Source organism: Arcicella lustrica (genome assembly GCF_034930985.1).
Classification (GTDB): Bacteria; Bacteroidota; Bacteroidia; order Cytophagales; family Spirosomataceae; genus Arcicella; species Arcicella lustrica.
The window spans coordinates 289897-308546 of sequence record NZ_JAYGIM010000007.1 but is presented as its reverse complement, the minus strand read 5'-3'; the positions used below and the strand labels follow the sequence as shown (position 1 = coordinate 308546).

General features: G+C 34.6%; 18 protein-coding genes. 8 read left to right on the top strand and 10 right to left on the bottom strand.

Features of this window, described 5'->3' with window-relative positions; genetic code table 11:
• Positions 1-132: 132 nt before the first annotated feature.
• Positions 133-1140, top strand: a complete 1008-nt coding sequence (pdhA, locus tag VB798_RS10655; protein WP_323258456.1) for a pyruvate dehydrogenase (acetyl-transferring) E1 component subunit alpha — start codon at positions 133-135, stop codon at positions 1138-1140.
• A 51-nt stretch (positions 1141-1191) separates the two neighbouring features.
• Here the strand turns inward: pdhA and VB798_RS10650 are convergent, their stop codons facing one another.
• The 3 genes from VB798_RS10650 to rplU form a co-directional block, all read right to left on the bottom strand.
• On the bottom strand, positions 1192-1341 hold the full coding sequence (locus VB798_RS10650) for a hypothetical protein (RefSeq protein WP_323258455.1): 150 nt from the start codon (positions 1339-1341) through the stop codon (positions 1192-1194).
• 451 nt (positions 1342-1792) lie between these two features.
• Positions 1793-2047, bottom strand: coding sequence for a 50S ribosomal protein L27 (gene rpmA, locus VB798_RS10645; RefSeq protein WP_184136168.1), 255 nt, complete (start codon positions 2045-2047; stop codon positions 1793-1795).
• Positions 2048-2126: 79 nt separating this feature from the next.
• Positions 2127-2438 (bottom strand): 50S ribosomal protein L21, encoded by a 312-nt coding sequence (gene rplU, locus VB798_RS10640; RefSeq protein WP_184136166.1) that lies wholly within the window; start codon positions 2436-2438, stop codon positions 2127-2129.
• A gap of 355 nt (positions 2439-2793) precedes the next feature.
• Between rplU and VB798_RS10635 the strand changes: the two genes are divergently transcribed.
• A complete protein-coding gene (locus VB798_RS10635; RefSeq protein ID WP_323258454.1) occupies positions 2794-3228 on the top strand; it encodes a TlpA disulfide reductase family protein in 435 nt (144 codons plus the stop codon).
• 92 nt (positions 3229-3320) lie between these two features.
• Positions 3321-3974: a thioredoxin family protein gene (locus VB798_RS10630; RefSeq protein WP_323258453.1), complete on the top strand. Its 654-nt coding sequence runs from the start codon at positions 3321-3323 to the stop codon at positions 3972-3974.
• Positions 3975-4076: 102 nt separating this feature from the next.
• Here the strand turns inward: VB798_RS10630 and VB798_RS10625 are convergent, their stop codons facing one another.
• From VB798_RS10625 to VB798_RS10605, 5 genes are all read right to left on the bottom strand, one after another.
• On the bottom strand, positions 4077-7451 hold the full coding sequence (locus VB798_RS10625; protein WP_323258452.1) for a ThuA domain-containing protein: 3375 nt from the start codon (positions 7449-7451) through the stop codon (positions 4077-4079).
• A gap of 260 nt (positions 7452-7711) precedes the next feature.
• Positions 7712-8884, bottom strand: coding sequence for a glycoside hydrolase family 88 protein (locus VB798_RS10620; RefSeq protein WP_323258451.1), 1173 nt, complete (start codon positions 8882-8884; stop codon positions 7712-7714).
• 28 nt (positions 8885-8912) lie between these two features.
• The gene (gene kduI, locus VB798_RS10615; protein WP_323258450.1) at positions 8913-9743 is read right to left on the bottom strand and encodes a 5-dehydro-4-deoxy-D-glucuronate isomerase; all 831 of its coding nucleotides are present in this window, start codon (positions 9741-9743) and stop codon (positions 8913-8915) included.
• 178 nt (positions 9744-9921) lie between these two features.
• A complete protein-coding gene (locus VB798_RS10610) occupies positions 9922-10509 on the bottom strand; it encodes a hypothetical protein (protein ID WP_323258449.1) in 588 nt (195 codons plus the stop codon).
• Positions 10510-10766: 257 nt separating this feature from the next.
• Positions 10767-11165 (bottom strand): hypothetical protein, encoded by a 399-nt coding sequence (locus VB798_RS10605; RefSeq protein ID WP_323258448.1) that lies wholly within the window; start codon positions 11163-11165, stop codon positions 10767-10769.
• Between the two features lie 598 nt (positions 11166-11763).
• Between VB798_RS10605 and VB798_RS10600 the strand changes: the two genes are divergently transcribed.
• The 5 genes from VB798_RS10600 (at position 11764) to VB798_RS10580 (ending at position 16378) form a co-directional block, all read left to right on the top strand.
• On the top strand, positions 11764-12438 hold the full coding sequence (locus VB798_RS10600; RefSeq protein WP_323258447.1) for a hypothetical protein: 675 nt from the start codon (positions 11764-11766) through the stop codon (positions 12436-12438).
• Positions 12439-12481: 43 nt separating this feature from the next.
• Entirely contained in the window at positions 12482-13483 is a 1002-nt protein-coding gene (locus tag VB798_RS10595) for a hypothetical protein (protein ID WP_323258446.1), read from the top strand.
• Between the two features lie 148 nt (positions 13484-13631).
• Positions 13632-15002, top strand: a complete 1371-nt coding sequence (locus VB798_RS10590) for a DEAD/DEAH box helicase (protein WP_323258445.1) — start codon at positions 13632-13634, stop codon at positions 15000-15002.
• On the top strand, positions 14974-15720 hold the full coding sequence (locus VB798_RS10585; protein WP_323258444.1) for a hypothetical protein: 747 nt from the start codon (positions 14974-14976) through the stop codon (positions 15718-15720). Before VB798_RS10590 ends, VB798_RS10585 begins: the two co-directional genes overlap by 29 nt.
• On the top strand, positions 15680-16378 hold the full coding sequence (locus VB798_RS10580; RefSeq protein ID WP_323258443.1) for a DNA alkylation repair protein: 699 nt from the start codon (positions 15680-15682) through the stop codon (positions 16376-16378). The genes VB798_RS10585 and VB798_RS10580 overlap by 41 nt, the downstream gene beginning before the upstream one ends.
• Here VB798_RS10580 and VB798_RS10575 read toward each other — a convergent pair whose 3' ends face one another.
• Positions 16379-17023, bottom strand: coding sequence for a response regulator transcription factor (locus VB798_RS10575; RefSeq protein ID WP_323258442.1), 645 nt, complete (start codon positions 17021-17023; stop codon positions 16379-16381).
• Positions 17024-17135: 112 nt separating this feature from the next.
• Complete coding sequence (locus tag VB798_RS10570) at positions 17136-18614, bottom strand: ATP-binding protein (protein WP_323258441.1); 1479 nt, start codon at positions 18612-18614, stop codon at positions 17136-17138.
• Positions 18615-18650 lie beyond the last annotated feature (36 nt).

The following is an 18650-nucleotide window of genomic DNA, read 5'->3' as shown; positions in this document are numbered from 1 at the left end:
GCAAATTAAAGACTGTTTGATGGGATTGCAAATCACAGGCAGTTTAGCATCGGATTTATCTCCGAATAAGCAGTGTTAAAGTGAAGCTTACAATTCACTTATTCACAAATCACTCATTCATAATTGTAGAAAATGGCAAAGAAAGCTGAAAACAAAGTAAAATACTCGAAGGAGACCTATATGTACTGGTACGAGTCGATGGTACTTCAACGCAAATTTGAAGAGCGTGCTGGTCAGTTGTATGGACAACAAAAAATTAAAGGTTTTTGTCACCTTTACATCGGACAAGAAGCTTGTTCGTCAGGAGCAAGATCTGCATTGAAAGACGGCGACAAGTACATCACTGCATATCGTGACCACGGTATTCCTTTAGCTTTAGGTTCAGACCCTAATACGGTTATGGCTGAGTTGTTCGGAAAAGCTACTGGTATCTCTAAAGGTAAAGGTGGTTCGATGCACATTTTTGATAAATCTGTAGGTTTTGTAGGTGGACACGGAATTGTGGGTGCTCAAATTCCATTAGGAGCAGGTTTAGCTTTTGCTGAAAAATATAACAAAACAGGAAACCTTGCTATTTGTTATTTTGGTGACGGTGCTGTTCGTCAAGGAGCTTTACACGAAGCTTTCAACATGGCAATGACTTGGAAACTTCCTGCAATTTTTGTGGTAGAAAACAATGGTTATGCAATGGGTACTTCGGTTTCTCGAACTTCTAACGTAACTGACCTTTATACAATTGGTGAAGCTTATGATATGCCTTCAGAAGCAGTTGATGCAATGAGCGTTGAAGCTGTTCACGAAGCGGTTTCTCGTGCGGCTGACCGTGCTAGAGCAGGTGAAGGACCAACTTTCTTAGAATTTAAAACGTATCGTTATAGAGGTCACTCAATGTCTGACCCTCAAAAATATCGTACTAAAGAGGAGGTTGAAGCATACAAAATGCGTGACCCAATCGAACAAGTAAAACAAGCGATTTTAGAGAATGAAATTGCTACAGAAGAAGATTTAGCAGCGATTGATGCAGCGATTAAAGTAAGAGTAGAAGCTTCAGTTAAATTTGCTGAAGAATCTCCTTGGCCAGATCCAGCAGAGATTTTTACAGATGTTTATGTGGAAGAATACCCTTTCCCTGTAGAATAAGCAATTGAAATACACAAAAAAGCCGTTCCAATTTTCTTTGGGACGGCTTTTTTAGTTTATCCAGTCGAACGATACTCTATCGTGTTCAGGATGTGCAACTTCTGGAGTTTTTTTGTTATTTACATTTTTTCGATTGACGTTTCGTCTTGTCTGAAAATCTCTCCAATCGTTACGTTGGAAAATGGCTAAGCTTTGCCTCATGTTATTGTTTGTTTAAAATATTGAAATATTACTATACAAAAGTATAATCAATGTTTAAAATAAATATTAAACGATTGATTATATGATTGTTAACAAGTTTGCTCATTGAATGGGTTCAAAGAATAGTACAAAAAAACGCCATTCTTATAAAGAATGGCGTTTAATGCTAAATTCCAAATAATTTAAAGGTTTGGATTCATATTGGTGAATTTTTTAAAAGTCTCGCTATGACAAACAAAAAAACCATTGCTTATAAACAGCTAAATGTTTACAGGTCAATGGATTGATAGATTGTTTCGCCGCAAATGTAAAAGACTTTACTAAGAAAGTAATATTAAATTTTACCTTTCTACAAAACCTCTAAAAAGAAGAAGAGATTAACTTTGAATAAATTCAATCGTTAATCTCTTCTAAAGAATTATAATGGAATAACCTTAGTTATTTGCCACTATTAAGCAGGAAGAACTTCTACAAAAGAACGTCCTTTAAATCCTTTTTTAAAGTGAACAGTACCATCAATTAAAGCAAATAAAGTATGATCTTTACCAAGACCTACATTTTGACCAGGATTGTGGGCTGTACCTCTTTGACGAACAATAATGTTCCCTGAAATTGCAGGCTGACCTCCAAAAATTTTGATTCCAAGACGCTTACTATGCGACTCACGACCGTTTTTCGAACTACCCGCACCTTTTTTGTGTGCCATTGTTTTGTTAGTTTATCGATTTAACGTTTTAATTTTCGTTTTGAAGAAACTCTTAACGAATAAAATTAATCATTAAATACTAAAATGAAATTCCTTCAATTAAAACTTTAGTTAAATTCTGACGGTGACCGTTCTGTTTTTGGTATCCTTTACGACGTTTCTTTTTGAAAACAATTACTTTTTCTCCACGAACGTGAGCTAAAATTTTACCTGTTACAGTAGCACCTGCTACAGTTGGAAGACCAATTTTGATGTCTCCGTCATTATCGACAAGAAGAACCTTATCGAAAACCAGTGCAGCGCCTTCCTCGCCCGCCAAACGGTGGGTGTAGAGGAAAAGGTCTTTCTCAACTTTAAATTGCTGACCAGCGATTTCTACGATTGCGTACATTTTATTATTAGTTATAATTTTATTGGGTCGCAAAGATACGTATTTTGTTTTGAAAAGAGAAAGGATTTTTCTATATTTATTATAAATTATTTAACAAATGAGCAAGGATAATCTATTTCGTAATAATCTAATAGTAAGATAGTTATGGATAAAGCTAAAATGTGGAAGTATTCGTTTTCAACAATAATGCGCTAGAGGTACATAATTTATAAAATTATACGTTAGTTAATTAGCATCAATCTCATTTGTATAAGATAATAAAATGCGAAGTAGAAATTTAGTAATACGAATTGGAATAATTTTTGTCTGTTTAATTTATAGCTCATGTTTTAAGGCTTATAGCCAAAACAGAAAAGTGGAGATTGTAAAGTTTGAGCATCTCCAAAAAGTATTGAATCAAGTATCAGATACAACTGTTGTTTTGCATTTTTGGGCAACTTGGTGCAAACCTTGTATGGAAGAATTACCTTTTTTTGAGCAACTTAATACAGTATATAATCCGCAAAAAATAAAGTTTATCTTAGTGAGTATGGATTTTGTGAAAGATGCCGAAACAAGCCTGAAAAATGTATTAGAACGAAATAAAATTAAATCTAAAGTAGTATTATTGGATGAACCAGACTATAATTCTTGGATAGATTTGATTGATAAAGAATGGTCTGGAACGATTCCTGCAACGTTGGTTCTCAACTCAAATTTGAGGAAAAGAAAGTTTTATGAAGGGAAAGTAAATATTTCAACATTTAGTGATGAACTAAAAAAAATGTGTCCTGTTACCATACAAAACTGAATACTATAATAATTAACAAAAATTATATTTAAATATTAAAACGGAGAAAGCGTTAACTTCTAAATGATTAGATACTTAAAATATATCAGAAGATGAAAACACACATAAAGAATATAAAGACGATTTTTTTACTAGGAATCATCTTAACGAGTTTGTTGGGATTTACACAAAGTGGGGAAGAAAACAGACAGAAAGCAGATAAAGGATATGCAATTGGCGATGTTGTTACTGATTTTAAACTAAAAAATACTTCTGGCAGTTATGTTTCAATGGCAGATAATCGTTCAGTGAAAGGTTATATTATTGTTTTTACTTGTAATCACTGCCCTTTTTCTAAAGCTTATGAAAGTAGAATTATGGCTTTAGATAAAAAATTTGCGTCACAGGGTTATCCAGTAATAGCCATTAATCCAAATGACCCAAGTGCTTATGAGGAAGATTCTTTCGAGAATATGCAAGTAGTTGCTAAAGCCAAAGGATATACTTTTCCTTATTTGCAAGACGAAAGTCAGTTTACTTCAAAGGCTTTTGGTGTATCAAGAACACCTTCTGTTTATGTAGTAAAAAAAGAAGGCGATAAATTTATTTTACAATACATTGGTGGAATTGATGATAATACGCAAGATGCCAATGCAGTTACAAAACGTTATGTTGAAGATGCTGTTAATAATCTTTTAGCTGGAAGACCAGTCGTTGGAAATTTCACCAAAACGGTTGGCTGTGCTGTTAAATGGAAAGGAGTTTAACATAAATTTTTCAGAGACGATTTGAGGTTTGTTTATATACAAAAAGAGGCTACCAATTGGTAGCCTCTTTTTTGTTTGTACAGGGATTTACTTAATCCGTAATTACTTATTTGCTGTAATATCAGTTAAAGCAAATAATGGTTTTCCTTTCGCTTCTGGATTTTTGAAGACTAAGTAAAGATTATGCGAACCCAATAATGGAGTTTTTAAGGAAATATTAATAGCAGATGGTGAAGATTTACTTACTTCTCCGCTACCTATTAATTGTCCAGTTGGGCTGTCTAAACGAATTTCAATAATACCACCGACAGTACGTTCGTCGCTTGCAAAAGCGGCTAAACTGAATGCTTTAATTCCTGTAAAATCAATATTATTAAAAGAAATATATGAATTGTCTGTCGTAGCAATAACTGCTTCACCGAGTCCATCAATCGTATATTTCATTGTTTCTTTTTGCGTATCAAAAGAATTCGCTTTGAACTTTGCACTTCTCAAGGTTAGACTAGTCGCACCTGTTAAAGAGCCTAAGTTATTGCCACCTTTGTCAGTATAACTTGCCGAGAAGATATAAGTACCCGCTTTACCATTGTCTTTTGTGAGGTATTCACCTTTTACGGGCTTGCTTGCTTTTTTATCATCAGCCAATGAAAGAATGTATTTTACCATTTCTTTCGTGTCATCTTTCGTCAATTGTGGGTGAGCGGCCATTACTTGTTCTCCCCAAACGCCACCACCACCTTTGATGATTTTTTCCACTAATTCACCTAAAGCTCTGCTATTGCCTTTATACTTTTTAGCAACTTCTTTATAGCTTGGTCCGATAGATTTCTTGTCGATTGAATGGCAAGATTTGCAATCAGATAATTCGATTAAACGTTTGCCCGTTGAAACGCTTAAATTAGCTTGATGTCCTTGAGCAATAACTGTTTTGTCAAACCCTTCTAGGTAATCAATGTTTACTTGTACTTCGTCTTCTTTGATTTTTTTGTTTGCTAAAGAACCATCTTCTTTGTCTGAAACATTTACTTCATAAGCAATTTTTTCGTCGTTCCAGTAGAAAGTTTTGTTGCCTTTAACTGCTAATACTACTTTCGGAATATCGTTTCCAACTTTTACTTCAAGAGTCGTACTTGTTACATTTCCTGCCGAATCTGTTACTTTCAAAATTGGCTTATAAACGCCTGCTTTTGTGAAAGTGAAGCTAGGGTTCGCTAAGTTACTTTTAGCACCTTTAGCGAAAGTCCATTCATATTTCAGTACATCATTTTCATAATCCATTGTTCCTGCTGAAGAAAAACTTACTTTTAATGGCAGTGCACCCGCTTTTTTATCAGCATTAGCAATTACTACTGGACTACGATTTCCGGCATTGAAAGTAATGTGTGAAAGACGAGCGTCGTCGTTTTGAGCAAACCAGTTTTGTCCATATTCCAATAAATACAAAGAACCATCTTTCGCAAATTGCATGTCCATTGGATGACTGAATTTAGTGTTTGGCATAAAACGTTCCATCGAAATAAAATCTCCGTTTGGTTTCATACTTACTAAGTTAATCCAATCACGCATCCAGTCATAAGCAAAGAATTTTCCATCTAAATATTTCGGAAATTTCACTTTAGAGTTTGCATCAAAATCATCGAAGTAATATACTGGTCCACCCATCGCATTACGTCCACCTTTGCCAACAATTGCACCAAATTCTGGAGAATCAGCATAAGGATAATAAATAAATGCTTTTTGGGCTGCTGGTAATTCACGTAAACCAGTATTGTGAGGAGAATCATTGATTGGATGCGCTGCGTCAAACTTTGTCCAAGTACTGTCTTTATTGAAATCTCTTTGATTATAAGCACGGTTATCGGCTACAAAAAGTGGCCAGCCAAAGTAACCAGCTTTACGAGCTTGGTTTACTTCATCGTGTCCACGAGGACCATATTTTGTTGAATTTTCACCAGCATCTGGTCCTACTTCGCCCCAGTATAAAAATCCAGTTCTTTGGTCAACAGATATTCTGTATGGATTTCTATTGCCCATTACATATATTTCAGGACGAGTTTTATCGGTACCAACTGGAAATAAATTGCCATCAGGAATAGTATATGAACCATTAGCAGTAGGCTTAATTCTTAAAATTTTACCTCTTAAATCATTTGTATTAGAGGAAGTATAACGAGCATCCCAACCTGAACGACCAACTTTATTATCAATCGGCGCATAACCTTGTGAAGCAAAAGGATTGGTGTCGTCACCAGTAGAAAGGAATAAATTTCCTTTGCTATCCCAAGCAACTGAGCCACCAGTATGGCAACATTCAGTACGTTTTACAGGGACACGCAATACTACTATTTCGGTGCTAAGTAAAAGGGAATCTTTTACATCATCATACACAAAACGAGATAAACGATTGGCAGTATCAGTGCCTACTACTCCTACTGATGGAGAATAGAATAAGTAAATCCATTTATTTTTATTGAAATCGGGGTCGATATTTACACCCATTAAGCCATATTCAAATTTTGAATAAACACTTAAATCTGCCACTACTTTTGTCGCATTTTTCTTTGGGTCATAAACTTTTAGTAACCCTTTTCTTTCACCAAAAATTACTTTACCGTTGTCTAAAACAACCAATTCAGTAGGTTCGTCTAATTTTTCATCTAAAACAGTTTTTACAAAACGGTTTTCATCTGGAGGCAAAACACTTTTTACTTTAGAGTAATCTAAAGCTGGACCATCAGCAGCCCATTGCAAAGCACCTAGAATGTGTTTCAAAGGAATTTCTTCTGAAAAAGTCTCATGAGTATGTCCCCAGTTAGTATAAAATGCTCTTCCGCCATCAAATTCATGGTACCAAGCCATTGGGTGAAAATCTCCCATTTTACCTTCTTTGAAAGAATTTTCATCAACAGTATATAAAACATGAACGTCTGTATTGAAATTCTTGAAGCTATAAAATTCGTCTTTACGCTCTAAACTTTCAGGCATAAAATTGGTAGAAATGTGAGTGCGGTCTTTGATGATGAATTTGCCATTTTGCACATTTGATACATTTTTACCCGGATGACCATTAAAATATCCGCCAACCAATTTACCATACCAAGGCCAGTCGTATTCAGTATCCGAAGCCGCATGAATACCCAAAAAAGCACCACCTGCTTGAATATAACGTTCGAAAGCAATTTGTTGTGGTTCTGTTAATACATTGCCAGTTGTACTGTTAAATACAACAACGCTGTATTTTTTTAGATTGGCTTCGTTGAAATTGTCAGCATTTTCAGTGGTATCTACAGAAAAGCCATTATCAACACCCATTTTTTGAATCGCTTTCGTACAGAAAGGAATAGAGGAATGGCGGAAACCTGCTGTTTTGGAGAAAATAAGTACCTTTTTCCCTTTTAGAGAATTGGTATTTTGGGCAAATAAAGCACTTGTACAGAAGCACAAAAACAGTATAAATGCCTGAAATTTAAGTTTCATAAGTAAAATAAATTAGGACTGGATGAATTAAATAAAATTGAGCTTGAATCAGCGTAGAGAATACGCTTATGTATTGATAATAATTGATAAAGATAAGTTTTTGTTGGAATTTTATTATCACACCCTGTGAGGATAAACATAGACAAGTATAGAACAGTTAAGGGAAATAATAAACGATATAGATTATTTTCTTAAAGAATAATCTATATCGTTCTTGGAATCATTGCTTTTTGGAAAGGCTTATGTTTAATGACTGATATTTACTTTTTCTTTTTTGAAAGTGATTGGTATCTTAAAAGCGCTTCTAAATAATAATAATCAGCATAAACCAAAGGCACATCAATTTCTGATTTTAGAGGCTTCGCTCCTACACTGTGCTTCAAAATAAAATGATTGTTTTCTCCTAAATTAGCTTTATACTCAGGGCTTGAAAGACTCGTCAACATCGTTTCAGCAGCTTTGAAGTACTCTTTGCCTTTTTTACCTGTATAAGTCGATAATTCTAACAAAGCTGAAGCCGTAACGGCACCAGCCGAAGCATCACGTTCTTCATTTGGAATATTTGGTGCGTTGAAATCCCAATATGGAATTTTATCAGCAGGCAAGTTCGGATTGTTCAAATAGAAATTGGCAATTTTTTCAGCCATATCTAAGTACTTCTTTTGTTTGGTTTCACGGTACATTACGGTATAACCATACATTGCCCAAGCTTGTCCTCTTGCCCATGCCGAAGCATCTGAATAACCTTGGTGTGTTATTTTTGCCAAAGGTTGCCCTTTTTCATCGTAACAAATTACATGGAAACTACTGCCATCTGGTCGGAAATGATTTTTTAAAGTACTGTCTGCATGTGAAAGGCATAAATTGTACATCTCTTTATTTCCAGAAGTTTTAGCTGCCCAAAACAAAAATTCAAGGTTCATCATGTTGTCAATAATAACAGGATAGTTATACTGTTTTAATTTATTCCATGATTTAATTAAACCAACATTAGGGTCGAAACGAGTTGCTAAAGACTTCGCTCCTACTAACATGATGTCTTTGTATTCAGCATTTTTGGTAAGACGATAGCCATTTCCAAATGGACAATACAACATAAAACCCAAATCGTGCGTACCAGTATTGAACTGTTCCTTTTTTACAGCCATCGACCAATTGTGAGCAACTTCTTTCCAAAAAGGACTTTTTGTTTCTTCAAAAATATACCAAAGTGAACCGCCAAAGAAACCGCTACACCACCATTCTGTAGGCATATCTCTTGGACTACCATCTTTATTGGTTGATTGTGGCGTTTTGCTGTAATCTGGATGTGCTTTTAGCATGCCTTCATATTGTTTGGCTGCAAAAGCAAATTCTTTTTTGACATCAATTTTTGATTGAGCCGAAGCTCCAAATACACAGCAAGAGAGTAATAACAAAAGAGTTTTTTTCATAGTTGAGAGTATTAATTGAGATAAAATATTATCGTAATTCAGAAATTTGAACAAAATCCATATCAGTAAAATCTAAATTTTCGCCAGCCATTGCCCAAATAAAAGAGTAATTAGAAGTACCAGCACCAGAGTGAATAGACCAAGGTGGCGATAAAATAGCTTGATGATTTGCAACAACTAAATGACGAGTTTCCTGTGGTTGACCCATTAAATGGAATACTCTGTGTTCAGGGTTCAAATCAAAATACAAGTAAGCTTCCATTCTTCTATCATGAACGTGTGCAGGCATTGTATTCCAAACGCTACCATTTTTCAAAACGGTTAGTCCCATTACTACTTGACAACTCTGAATTCCCCCTAAATGAATATACTTATAGATGGTTCTTTCGTTGGCAGTTTCTACTGTACCTAGGGAAACGGGAGAAGCCTCTTCTTTTCCCATTTTTTGAGTAGGAAATTTTTGATGGGCAGGAGCTGATAACAAGAAAAACTGCGCAGGACTATCAGCATCATTACTTTTGAAAATGACCGATTTCACGCCTTTACCGATATAAAGAGCATCTAGTTTGGATAATTCATAGCTTACACCATCTGCTTCAATCGAACCATTTCCGCCCACATTAATGATACCGATTTCTCGTCTTTCTAAGAAATAATCCGATTTCAAATTGTCATAAGTCTGCAAAGTAAGTTCATCTGTAGTTGGCATTGCTCCGCCTAGTACTACTCTGTCGTAATGAGTATATACAAAATGTATCTCATTCGATTTAAAAATACTTTCAATTAAGAAGTTCTCTCTTAATTGCGTTGTGGTAAAGGTCTGAGCCTCTTTTTCACTAATTGCTTGATAGATTTTCATGAAAAAAATAGAATTGATGTAATGTTGAATATTATGTAAACACAAAGAGTCGAACTTTTTGGATTTATACTGTTTAATTAACATTATATTTTAAAATATTATAAAAATTAAAAACCCCAAGGATAAGTAGTTGATTACCTTATCCTTGGGGTTTTAGCTAGAATGTTATTTGTCTTGATTACCAATCTCTTCCACGGTGATGTCCGTGTCCACGTCCAAAAATCGGAACAGTTACCACAATTACTGGACGAGAAGGTCTTCTTACTCCTCTATAAACCACTCGTTCTTGATAGCGGTTACGGATATCATAAGGATTGCGAGGGTCTAAAGGATAATATCTACTTGCCCAAGCTCTTCTGCTGTCACAAAAATCAAAAGGGTCAGCATTACTGCGGAAATCAATTTCGTTCCAACGGCTATGGCGGTATGGGTCATAGACAGGGCGTGGGTCAAACGGATTACGAGGGTCATAATTAGGGCTACGAGTATCGAATGGATTACGTCTGTCAAAATCATAATTTCCATAACGATTGTTATCACATCTTGCATAAACATCGTAATTATTATTGTTACGATTATCGTATCTATCATCGTCTCTATTATCTCTGTTATCACGGTCTCGGTCAGGATAATTTTGTTGTTGATTATAATCCCTGTCACGGTTTTGGAAATCTCTATCTCTGTTAGAATAGTTACGATCTTGAGCCATTGCAGTATTTGCCAATCCAACTGTGAAAATTAGCAAGCTAAATAATTTGATAGTCATGTTCTTTACGGTTTTATGTGATTACACCAGCTTAGTTTTAGAAATACTCTTTTTACCATTTTGATGATATATTGATAAAACGCAATTATTCGAATCGCTATTTTAGGGCAACGTGTTAATGATATGTTAATGTTTTTTCGCTCTTAAATACAAAAAAGCCGTGATGCGATATTTGTTCGCATCACGGCTTGAAAGATAAATTTAAATTTAAGATTTAGATATTAAAGAGATTTAAACAGATTTGAGGTTAAACGAAATTAGTTTAATGAAATAAAACGGTCTTGATTAACAGGTTCAGGATTTTTAGTACCAATGTTTACGTTTTTCACAATTTTGCTTTCGCCATCAGTGATTTCAAAGCTATAAGCACCATCTTCCAACTCGCTCAAATCAAATTTACCATGATATTTCTGGCTGTTTTTACCTACTCTTTCTTTGTGTAACACATCCCCTTTTTCATTTTTCAATGAAATATATAAGTTCTTGCTCGTCGTTTTCTCAATCAATACGTTCATTTTCATGGTATTGATAGTTTGGTACATTCCTACAGCAAATGATTTTTTACTGTTTGCTGGCTCGTTTGTGTTAGTAGCGCTTGCTACAAATGACATTACTGATAATACTGCAATTGCGAAAGATTTAATGAAAGTTTTCATTTTTTTAAGTTGTTTAGATTTTAAAATAATTTTTATAAGAAATAAAAGTTTAGAAATTACACACTTTGATTTTTACTGATACTCATAAGATTTTTATGCCATAATTAATAAGTGTTTGTTTTTCAATTAGTTAAAAAGGTTATTAAGATTTAGAGGTGTTCGTTTTTGTTACAGTTGTTGTTCGGTTTAGTACGTTTTCAATTTTTAGAGCATTTTGTTGTTTCCTTGTTTTTGATGTGTCAAAGTTATGGGTAAAAGCCAGTACCTTGCAATACAAAATACCATAATCGGTCGTTTATCTTTGTGAATGGTAAATGCTCCTGATATTCAACAGATTTTTGGTTTAAGCGGATGCTTTAAAATTGATGAGTGTTTTAACTCAGAAAAGAACTGTTTTTCTGAATCTCAGACATAAGATGCAGGCAACAATTATAATGTTGCACGTAAGAAAAAAAATTATCATAAATTTTTATATGATTATCAAGCTCCGCAACCACTCTTACTTCTGCATAGACATTCCCAATAAAAGCGTATTAATATTGTAATAGCCTCAAACAAGAAATTTCAGAAACATTTTAATTCAAAATACATTATTCAAATGGCAGCAGAAGAAAAAAGTATCGGAAGAAAATTATTGAGTTTCTTTATTACTGAAGAAACTGCTCATCCAACAAATACAAGTAACACCGTTCCAGCTCCTCAAATAGTAAAAGAGGAGGCTGTTGTAATACCAAAATCCGTTGAAAATGGCGTAATGGATAAAAAATTTATCGACCATTTTGTGCAATTACTTGAAAATTCCAATTTAAAAGGACCAGATTATTTTGAATATATGCAAGCTTTGAAAGGTTTGTCGGGCTTGGGGCTTTCGGAAGAAAAACAATTTCAAGCCGCTTGGGCAAGTTTTAAAGCAATGGGCGGTATGACAGATGTACAAGTACTGACAAATACTGCAAATCAATACATTGGAATATTGGATGCCGACCGACAAGCTTTTTTGAAAGATGTAGAAGTGGCAATCAGCCAAAAAGTTGGCGGTTTGAAAAGCGAACTGAAAAAGACAGAAGACGAAAACGAAAATATCGCCAAACAAATCGTTGAATTACAACGAAAAATGGAAGAAAATCAATCGAAAGTAAAAAAGTTGACTGGAGATATTGAGGAACAAAGTGAAAAAATTACAATCAATAAAAGTAATTATGAAACAACTCATCGTTCTTTCGTTGAACAAATAAAAGGAGATATCGCAAAGATTGTCGCTTATTTGAAATAACACTATTCTAAATCAAACATTTAAAATTTAAACAACCAAAACAATGACAGATTTATCACAAATCGGAGGAAATCAACCGACAAAATCATTTTGGAGTAAGCCAGAAGGCATTACTTCATTATTCTTCTTGGCTGCAATTGGCGCTTTCGGCTTGTATTACTTTAATATCATTCTTGAATTCTTGATAAAAGTAACATCAAATACGCTTTACCTTGGTGGGCTTTTAGCAATATTGGGTTTCTTTATTTTTCTAATTACCAGTAAAGACGTTCGTACAGCAGTTTTCTTTTTGTTTAAAATGTTGATGCGAAACATTACAGGTATCGTCGTTCAGCTTGACCCAATTGCCATTATGAAAATCTACATTTCTGATTTACGTGAAAAACGTGAACAAATGTCGAAACAAATAGATATTCTGGCTGGTCAATTGGTGAAATTGAACAAGAAAATTGGCGAAAACAACGAAAATATTAAAGCTAAATTCGGCGAAGCGAACAAAGCAAACAGTATGACCGATAAACCTGGCATGAAAGAAGCTGCTTCTTTGGCAAGTATAGAAGCCGCAGGTTTGCAAGAAATGAATGAGAAACTTTTGCCTTTGCAACGTAACATGAAAACTATTTTAGGTTTCATGGAAAAAGTACAGTCTTCGGCAGATTATATCATCAAGGAAACTGAAATCAAAGTAAAATTGAAGGAGGCTGAATACGAGATTGTAAAAAGTAGTTCGAATGCCTTGAAAACGGCAATCAGCATTTTCAAAGGAAATCCAGATAAGAAATTCTACTTCGATGAATCCATGGAATACATTCAAGATGATATGAGTAAGAAATTGGGCGAAATGAAACGTGCGATGGATTACTCAATGGATTTTATCAATTCAGTAGATATTCAAAATGGCATATTGACAGATAAAGGTCAATCAATGTTGGATGCTTACAACAAAGGCGAATTCAGTTTGATTACTTTAGATAGTCCTTCAGATACAGGTAAAAAAGAAATAAATCCTTCAAAAGACTCTTCTTATAAAGGTTTATTAGATTAAAAAATCCTTCTCTAAATTGTAACTCAAAGTAAATCTTTGGGTTACAATTTTACATCTCATAAGTGATAAACTTTATTTTCGTACCTTTGTAAATGTTTTCAGGAAAAGCGATGTACCGCAATCCGATGACAAATAACATTTATAAATTATGACTTTCGAAGATTTTCAACTCAATCGCCAATTATATAATGCCATTGAAGAAGCTGGCTATCAAGCACCTACGCCAATTCAAGAGCAAGCCATTCCATTAGTAATGGGTGGACACGACGTACTGGGAATAGCCCAAACAGGTACAGGAAAAACCGCCGCTTATTTATTACCAATTTTGATGAAAGTAAAGTACGCACAAGGCAAAATGATGCGTGTACTTATCCTTGCTCCTACTCGTGAATTGGTGATGCAAATTGATGAAACCGTAAAACAATTAGCAAAATACACAGACCTTCGTCATATCGCTTTATTTGGTGGTTTAGGGCCTAAAACACAAATTGAAGCCTTGCAAGCGGGTGTTGATATTGTGATTGCCACCCCGGGAAGGTTTTTAGATTTATATTCTAAAGGTGAAATTGGCGTAAAAGAATTAAAAACCTTAGTGTTGGACGAAGCCGATAAAATGATGGATATGGGTTTTATGCCTCAAATCCGTAATATTTTAGAAGTAATTCCTTCGAAGAAAAGACAAAACTTATTGTTTTCGGCAACTTTCCCTCCAAGAGTAGAAAACCTTTCGCACGAATTCCTAGAGTTTCCTCATAAAGTAGAAGTAAGTCCGCAAGCCACAACAGCGGATATGGTAAAACAACGTTTGTTCGAAGTACCCAATTTCATGACCAAAATTAACCTTTTGGGAATGTTAATGCGTGACCACGAAACGTTTAACAGAACCATTATTTTCTGTAGAAGTAAAGAAATTGCCGACAATATTTTTAAATACTTAGGAAGAAAAGTCGTTGGAGAAAACAAGATTCGAGTGATTCATGCGAATAAGGGGCAAAATACCAGAATCAATTCGATGGAAGATTTCAAAGAAGGAAATATTCAAGTATTAGTAGCGACTGATGTGGCTGCTCGTGGAATAGATATTCAAATGGTAAGTCACGTAATTAATTTTGACGTGCCTTTGATTTACGAAGATTATGTTCACAGAATCGGGCGTACTGGTCGTGCTAACAACAAAGGTGAAGCCATTACCTTTATGACCGAAGCGGAGGAATATCACATCGGCAAAATTGAGAAAATTATCAAAATGCCAATTCCACGTGAGGCACTTCCTGTAGAATTAGAAGTATTACAAACACCATTTGTTGAAAAACAAATTATGTTACGTGAAATTGATGAACAGAAAAAGCGTGAAGACCCAGATTTTAAAGGTGCTTTCCACGAGAAAAAAGACCGAAAAGTAAAAGCTAAAGAAAAAGAAGTAAAGAATAAAAAACAGCACATTACAGCAGGAAAAGACGCTCGTAAAAAAACATTTGGCAAAACAAAACGTGAAGACCCAAGACGAGGAAGAAGATAATAAGAAAGATTTTGGAGTAAAATTCAATGCAATGCTTACACCACAGTCGCAAAGCTTTATAGCACATACTGAATTTGAGGAGAAGGTAAAAAAGATGTTCAAGATTTTTGAACATGATAAAACCTTGTTCTTTACAGTTAGTTATTTAATTCTTACGGCTATCGGAATGATTTTTAGTGGAGCATATTTCCTTGTGTTTGATATTAATATTCTGGATTACTCTCAAATCAGTGACTTTATTCTGATTGCCTTCAAAGACCCTTTTTACTTATTATTTAGTGTATTGACGGTCATTTTAACCATTTTGATTTACTATTTGAATAAATGGTTAATGACTAAATTTCCTAACTATTTCCTCAAACAAGAGAAAAAAAGGTGGAATAAATGGTTTAAACAAACTGGGAATTATTACTTCTGGGGCTATATGATGGTTCTTTTGGTGTATATTCCAGAGTCTGCATATTTTTATGCACGATATAAAAGCAAAGAAATAAAAACAGGAAAAGGACAAGTAGTACAGGTATATTATAATTCGGACAACAAAAGTGTTAAGCCACCTTTTCCTACTTTAGTTGGTACAACAAGCAACTTTATTTTCTTGTATCATCCCGAAACAAAAACGACGGAAATCGTCCCTTTCAATAGTGTTAGTAAAATAGTCATTGTAGATTCAAGTCATGTTAGCAAAGCTCAAACAAGCACTCCTAAACCTCGCTAAACCAGAAAGAGCTATACAAACGGCTCGTTTTTTCAAAACAGGCGAAGGGCAATACGGCGAAGGCGATATTTTTATCGGCATTACCAATCCCGAAGTAAGGACTTTGGTAAAAGAGTTTTGGAAAGTAATTACACTTGCTGATATTCAGATTTTATTAGACGATAAAATACATGAATTTAGATTTACAGGCTTGATGATTTTGGTAGAACAATTTCAAAAAGCAGATGAAGAGAAAAGAACAGCAATCGTTGAATTTTATCTGAATAACCTTCCCCAAATTAATAATTGGGATTTGGTTGATTGTTCATGCTATAAAATTTTAGGAGAATATTTACTCAATAAAGACCGACAAGTACTTTATCAATTAGCAGAAAGTAAACATTTGTGGTCAGAGAGAATCGCCGTAGTTTCTACAATGGCTTTTATCAGAAAAGGTCAGTTTTTAGATTGTTTTAAGCTTTCTGTACTTTTCCTCACTCATCCACACGACTTGATGCACAAGGCCTGTGGATGGATGTTACGTGAGATTGGGAAAAGAGATGAATTGGCTTTGGAGGAATTTTTAGAAGAAAACCTCACAAAAATGCCAAGAACGATGCTTCGTTATGCGATAGAAAAAATGGATGAAAAGAAACGGTTATCTTATTTGAAACGATAATTATCCAATCGCCATTTTTACTAAATCTGCTGTATTTTTTGCTTTAGTTTTCTTCATCATGTTCGCACGGTGATTATCAACAGTACGAATACTTAGGAATAGTTTATCCGCAATTTCTCGACTATTGTAGCCTTGTACGATATGTTCTAAGATTTGTTTTTCTTTCGGGGTGATTTTTTGGAAAATCGGTCTGCTCGTATCAGGTTGATTTCCCGTTGTTTTTGAAAGAAGTTCGTCGATAATTACTTCTGAAATTTCAGGTGGAAAATACTTTCTTCCTTCCGAAACAACATTAATCGCACGCATTAGTTCTTCTTTACCAGTATCTTTTAACAAGTAACCACTAGCACCATTTTCAACAGAATTGATGATATATTCACGGTTGTTGTGCATTGAAAAAATAAGAATGCGTACTTCAGGGTATTCTTCTGAAATAATTTTGGCAGCCTCAATGCCTGTCATTTTAGGCATGGTCAAATCCAAAATAACAACATTGGGTGACAAAGCTTTTACTTTCTCGATGGCATCTAAGCCATCAGAAGCTTCTCCGATTACTTTCACGCTTTCTTCGTCTTCCAAGAGCATCTTCATCCCTTTTCTGACAACGTCGTGATCATCTGCTAATAATACTGTAATTGGGTTCATAATTTTTGTTGATTATATACAGAGAGTAATTATAAAATACTTATGTACCAGAAATTGCTAATGCTTTTAATGTTGAATTTATTAATTTTTTTTAAGATATTCAACTTAAGTACTAGGATACTCTTTCAGTATTTTTTCTCCGCTTAGTAATTAGTTTGTTGTTTGTGGCAATCGGAATGTTAACTAAGATACTAGTCCCCTTTCCTGTTTTTGATTGAATTTTACAAGTACCATTTAATAATTCGGCTCTTGTTTGCATATTTTTTAGACCGCTACCGCCCAAAGATTTTCGGATGGCTGGCAAGTCGAAACCAATTCCATTATCAGAAATAGTTAATCGAATAGAACCCTCATTCTCTGCTATTTCTACTTTTATTTTTTCCGACTTTGAATATTTTACTGCATTATGAATCGCTTCTTGTGTGATTCTATAAAGACATACTTCTACTCCTTCTGGCAATCGTTGAATTTTCTTTTCTTGAAATTCAATACTGATACCCGACATTTTGCCTACTTGTTCCGTCAAGATTCTGATGGCTGGCGTTACGCCAAAATCACTCAGTACAGAAGGCGCTAAATTAAATGCCACAGTTCTGGTAGCTTCGATGGTTTCTTGTATCAGTTTTTGTAATTCATCAAATGATTTATCTTGTTTTGGATTGATGAATGAAAAGCTTTTTACTTTTTCTCCATGTAATCGCAAACCCGTCAACATTTGTCCGATTCCATCGTGTAATTCTCTGGCTAATCTTTTACGTTCCATTTCTTGCCCTTCCATCAAGGAGGCAGAACGTACTTTTTCTTCAGCTAATTGTAGTTTAAACTTCTCTTCTGTAGCTTGTACCAAAGCTTGCTGAGTTTTGAGAAGTGTTTCATTGGTTTGGCGCAATTCACTTTCCGAATCTGTCAATTTTTTGATGACAAGTCGAATATAATTGGCAATCGGACGGAAAATGACAAAACCTTCTAAAATAAGAATACTGAACAAAATGATGAATAAAATCAATTCAATTCGTTTCGTCGTATCAACTCTTGCTCTTGATTCAACATCGTACTGAAAAACGATTTTGTTCATCATTTTCAGAAAAAGCCTTTCGTTTACTAATACTTGATGTAATGCAGCACGCATGGTTTCGTCCTGATTACTCACAGGTTTATTGATGCGCTCACTGATTAATTTAGCATTTGATAAAATGGTTTGAAAAATAGGATCTACTTCTCGAAACATGCTATCAATTTTAGGGCTATTTCTTACGGTATAAGTTTTACCGTCGGTTTTTAAATCTTTGTTTTTTAGTCCTTCATGGCTTTGTCCCCACAAAGTGATAATTTCTTTAATATCTTCCGAATAATGCTCGGCATCGGCTTGAAAAATATCTGGACGACACAACAAAATGGCTGTTTTAGAAAGCCTTTGGCTCAACATCCTTTGGCGCCCTGCAATATTGACAACATGTGAATCATCAATCAACGAATTCAGAAATACTTGAATAATAATTTGTCCAGACATAGAAAGCAACGCCACCATCGTGAGGGCTATCACATAGAGGCGAGTAAGTCTGTGGAAAATTTGACTATCAAGTGGCTTCATAACTTGAAATATACCAAACTTTCGGAAAAAATCATT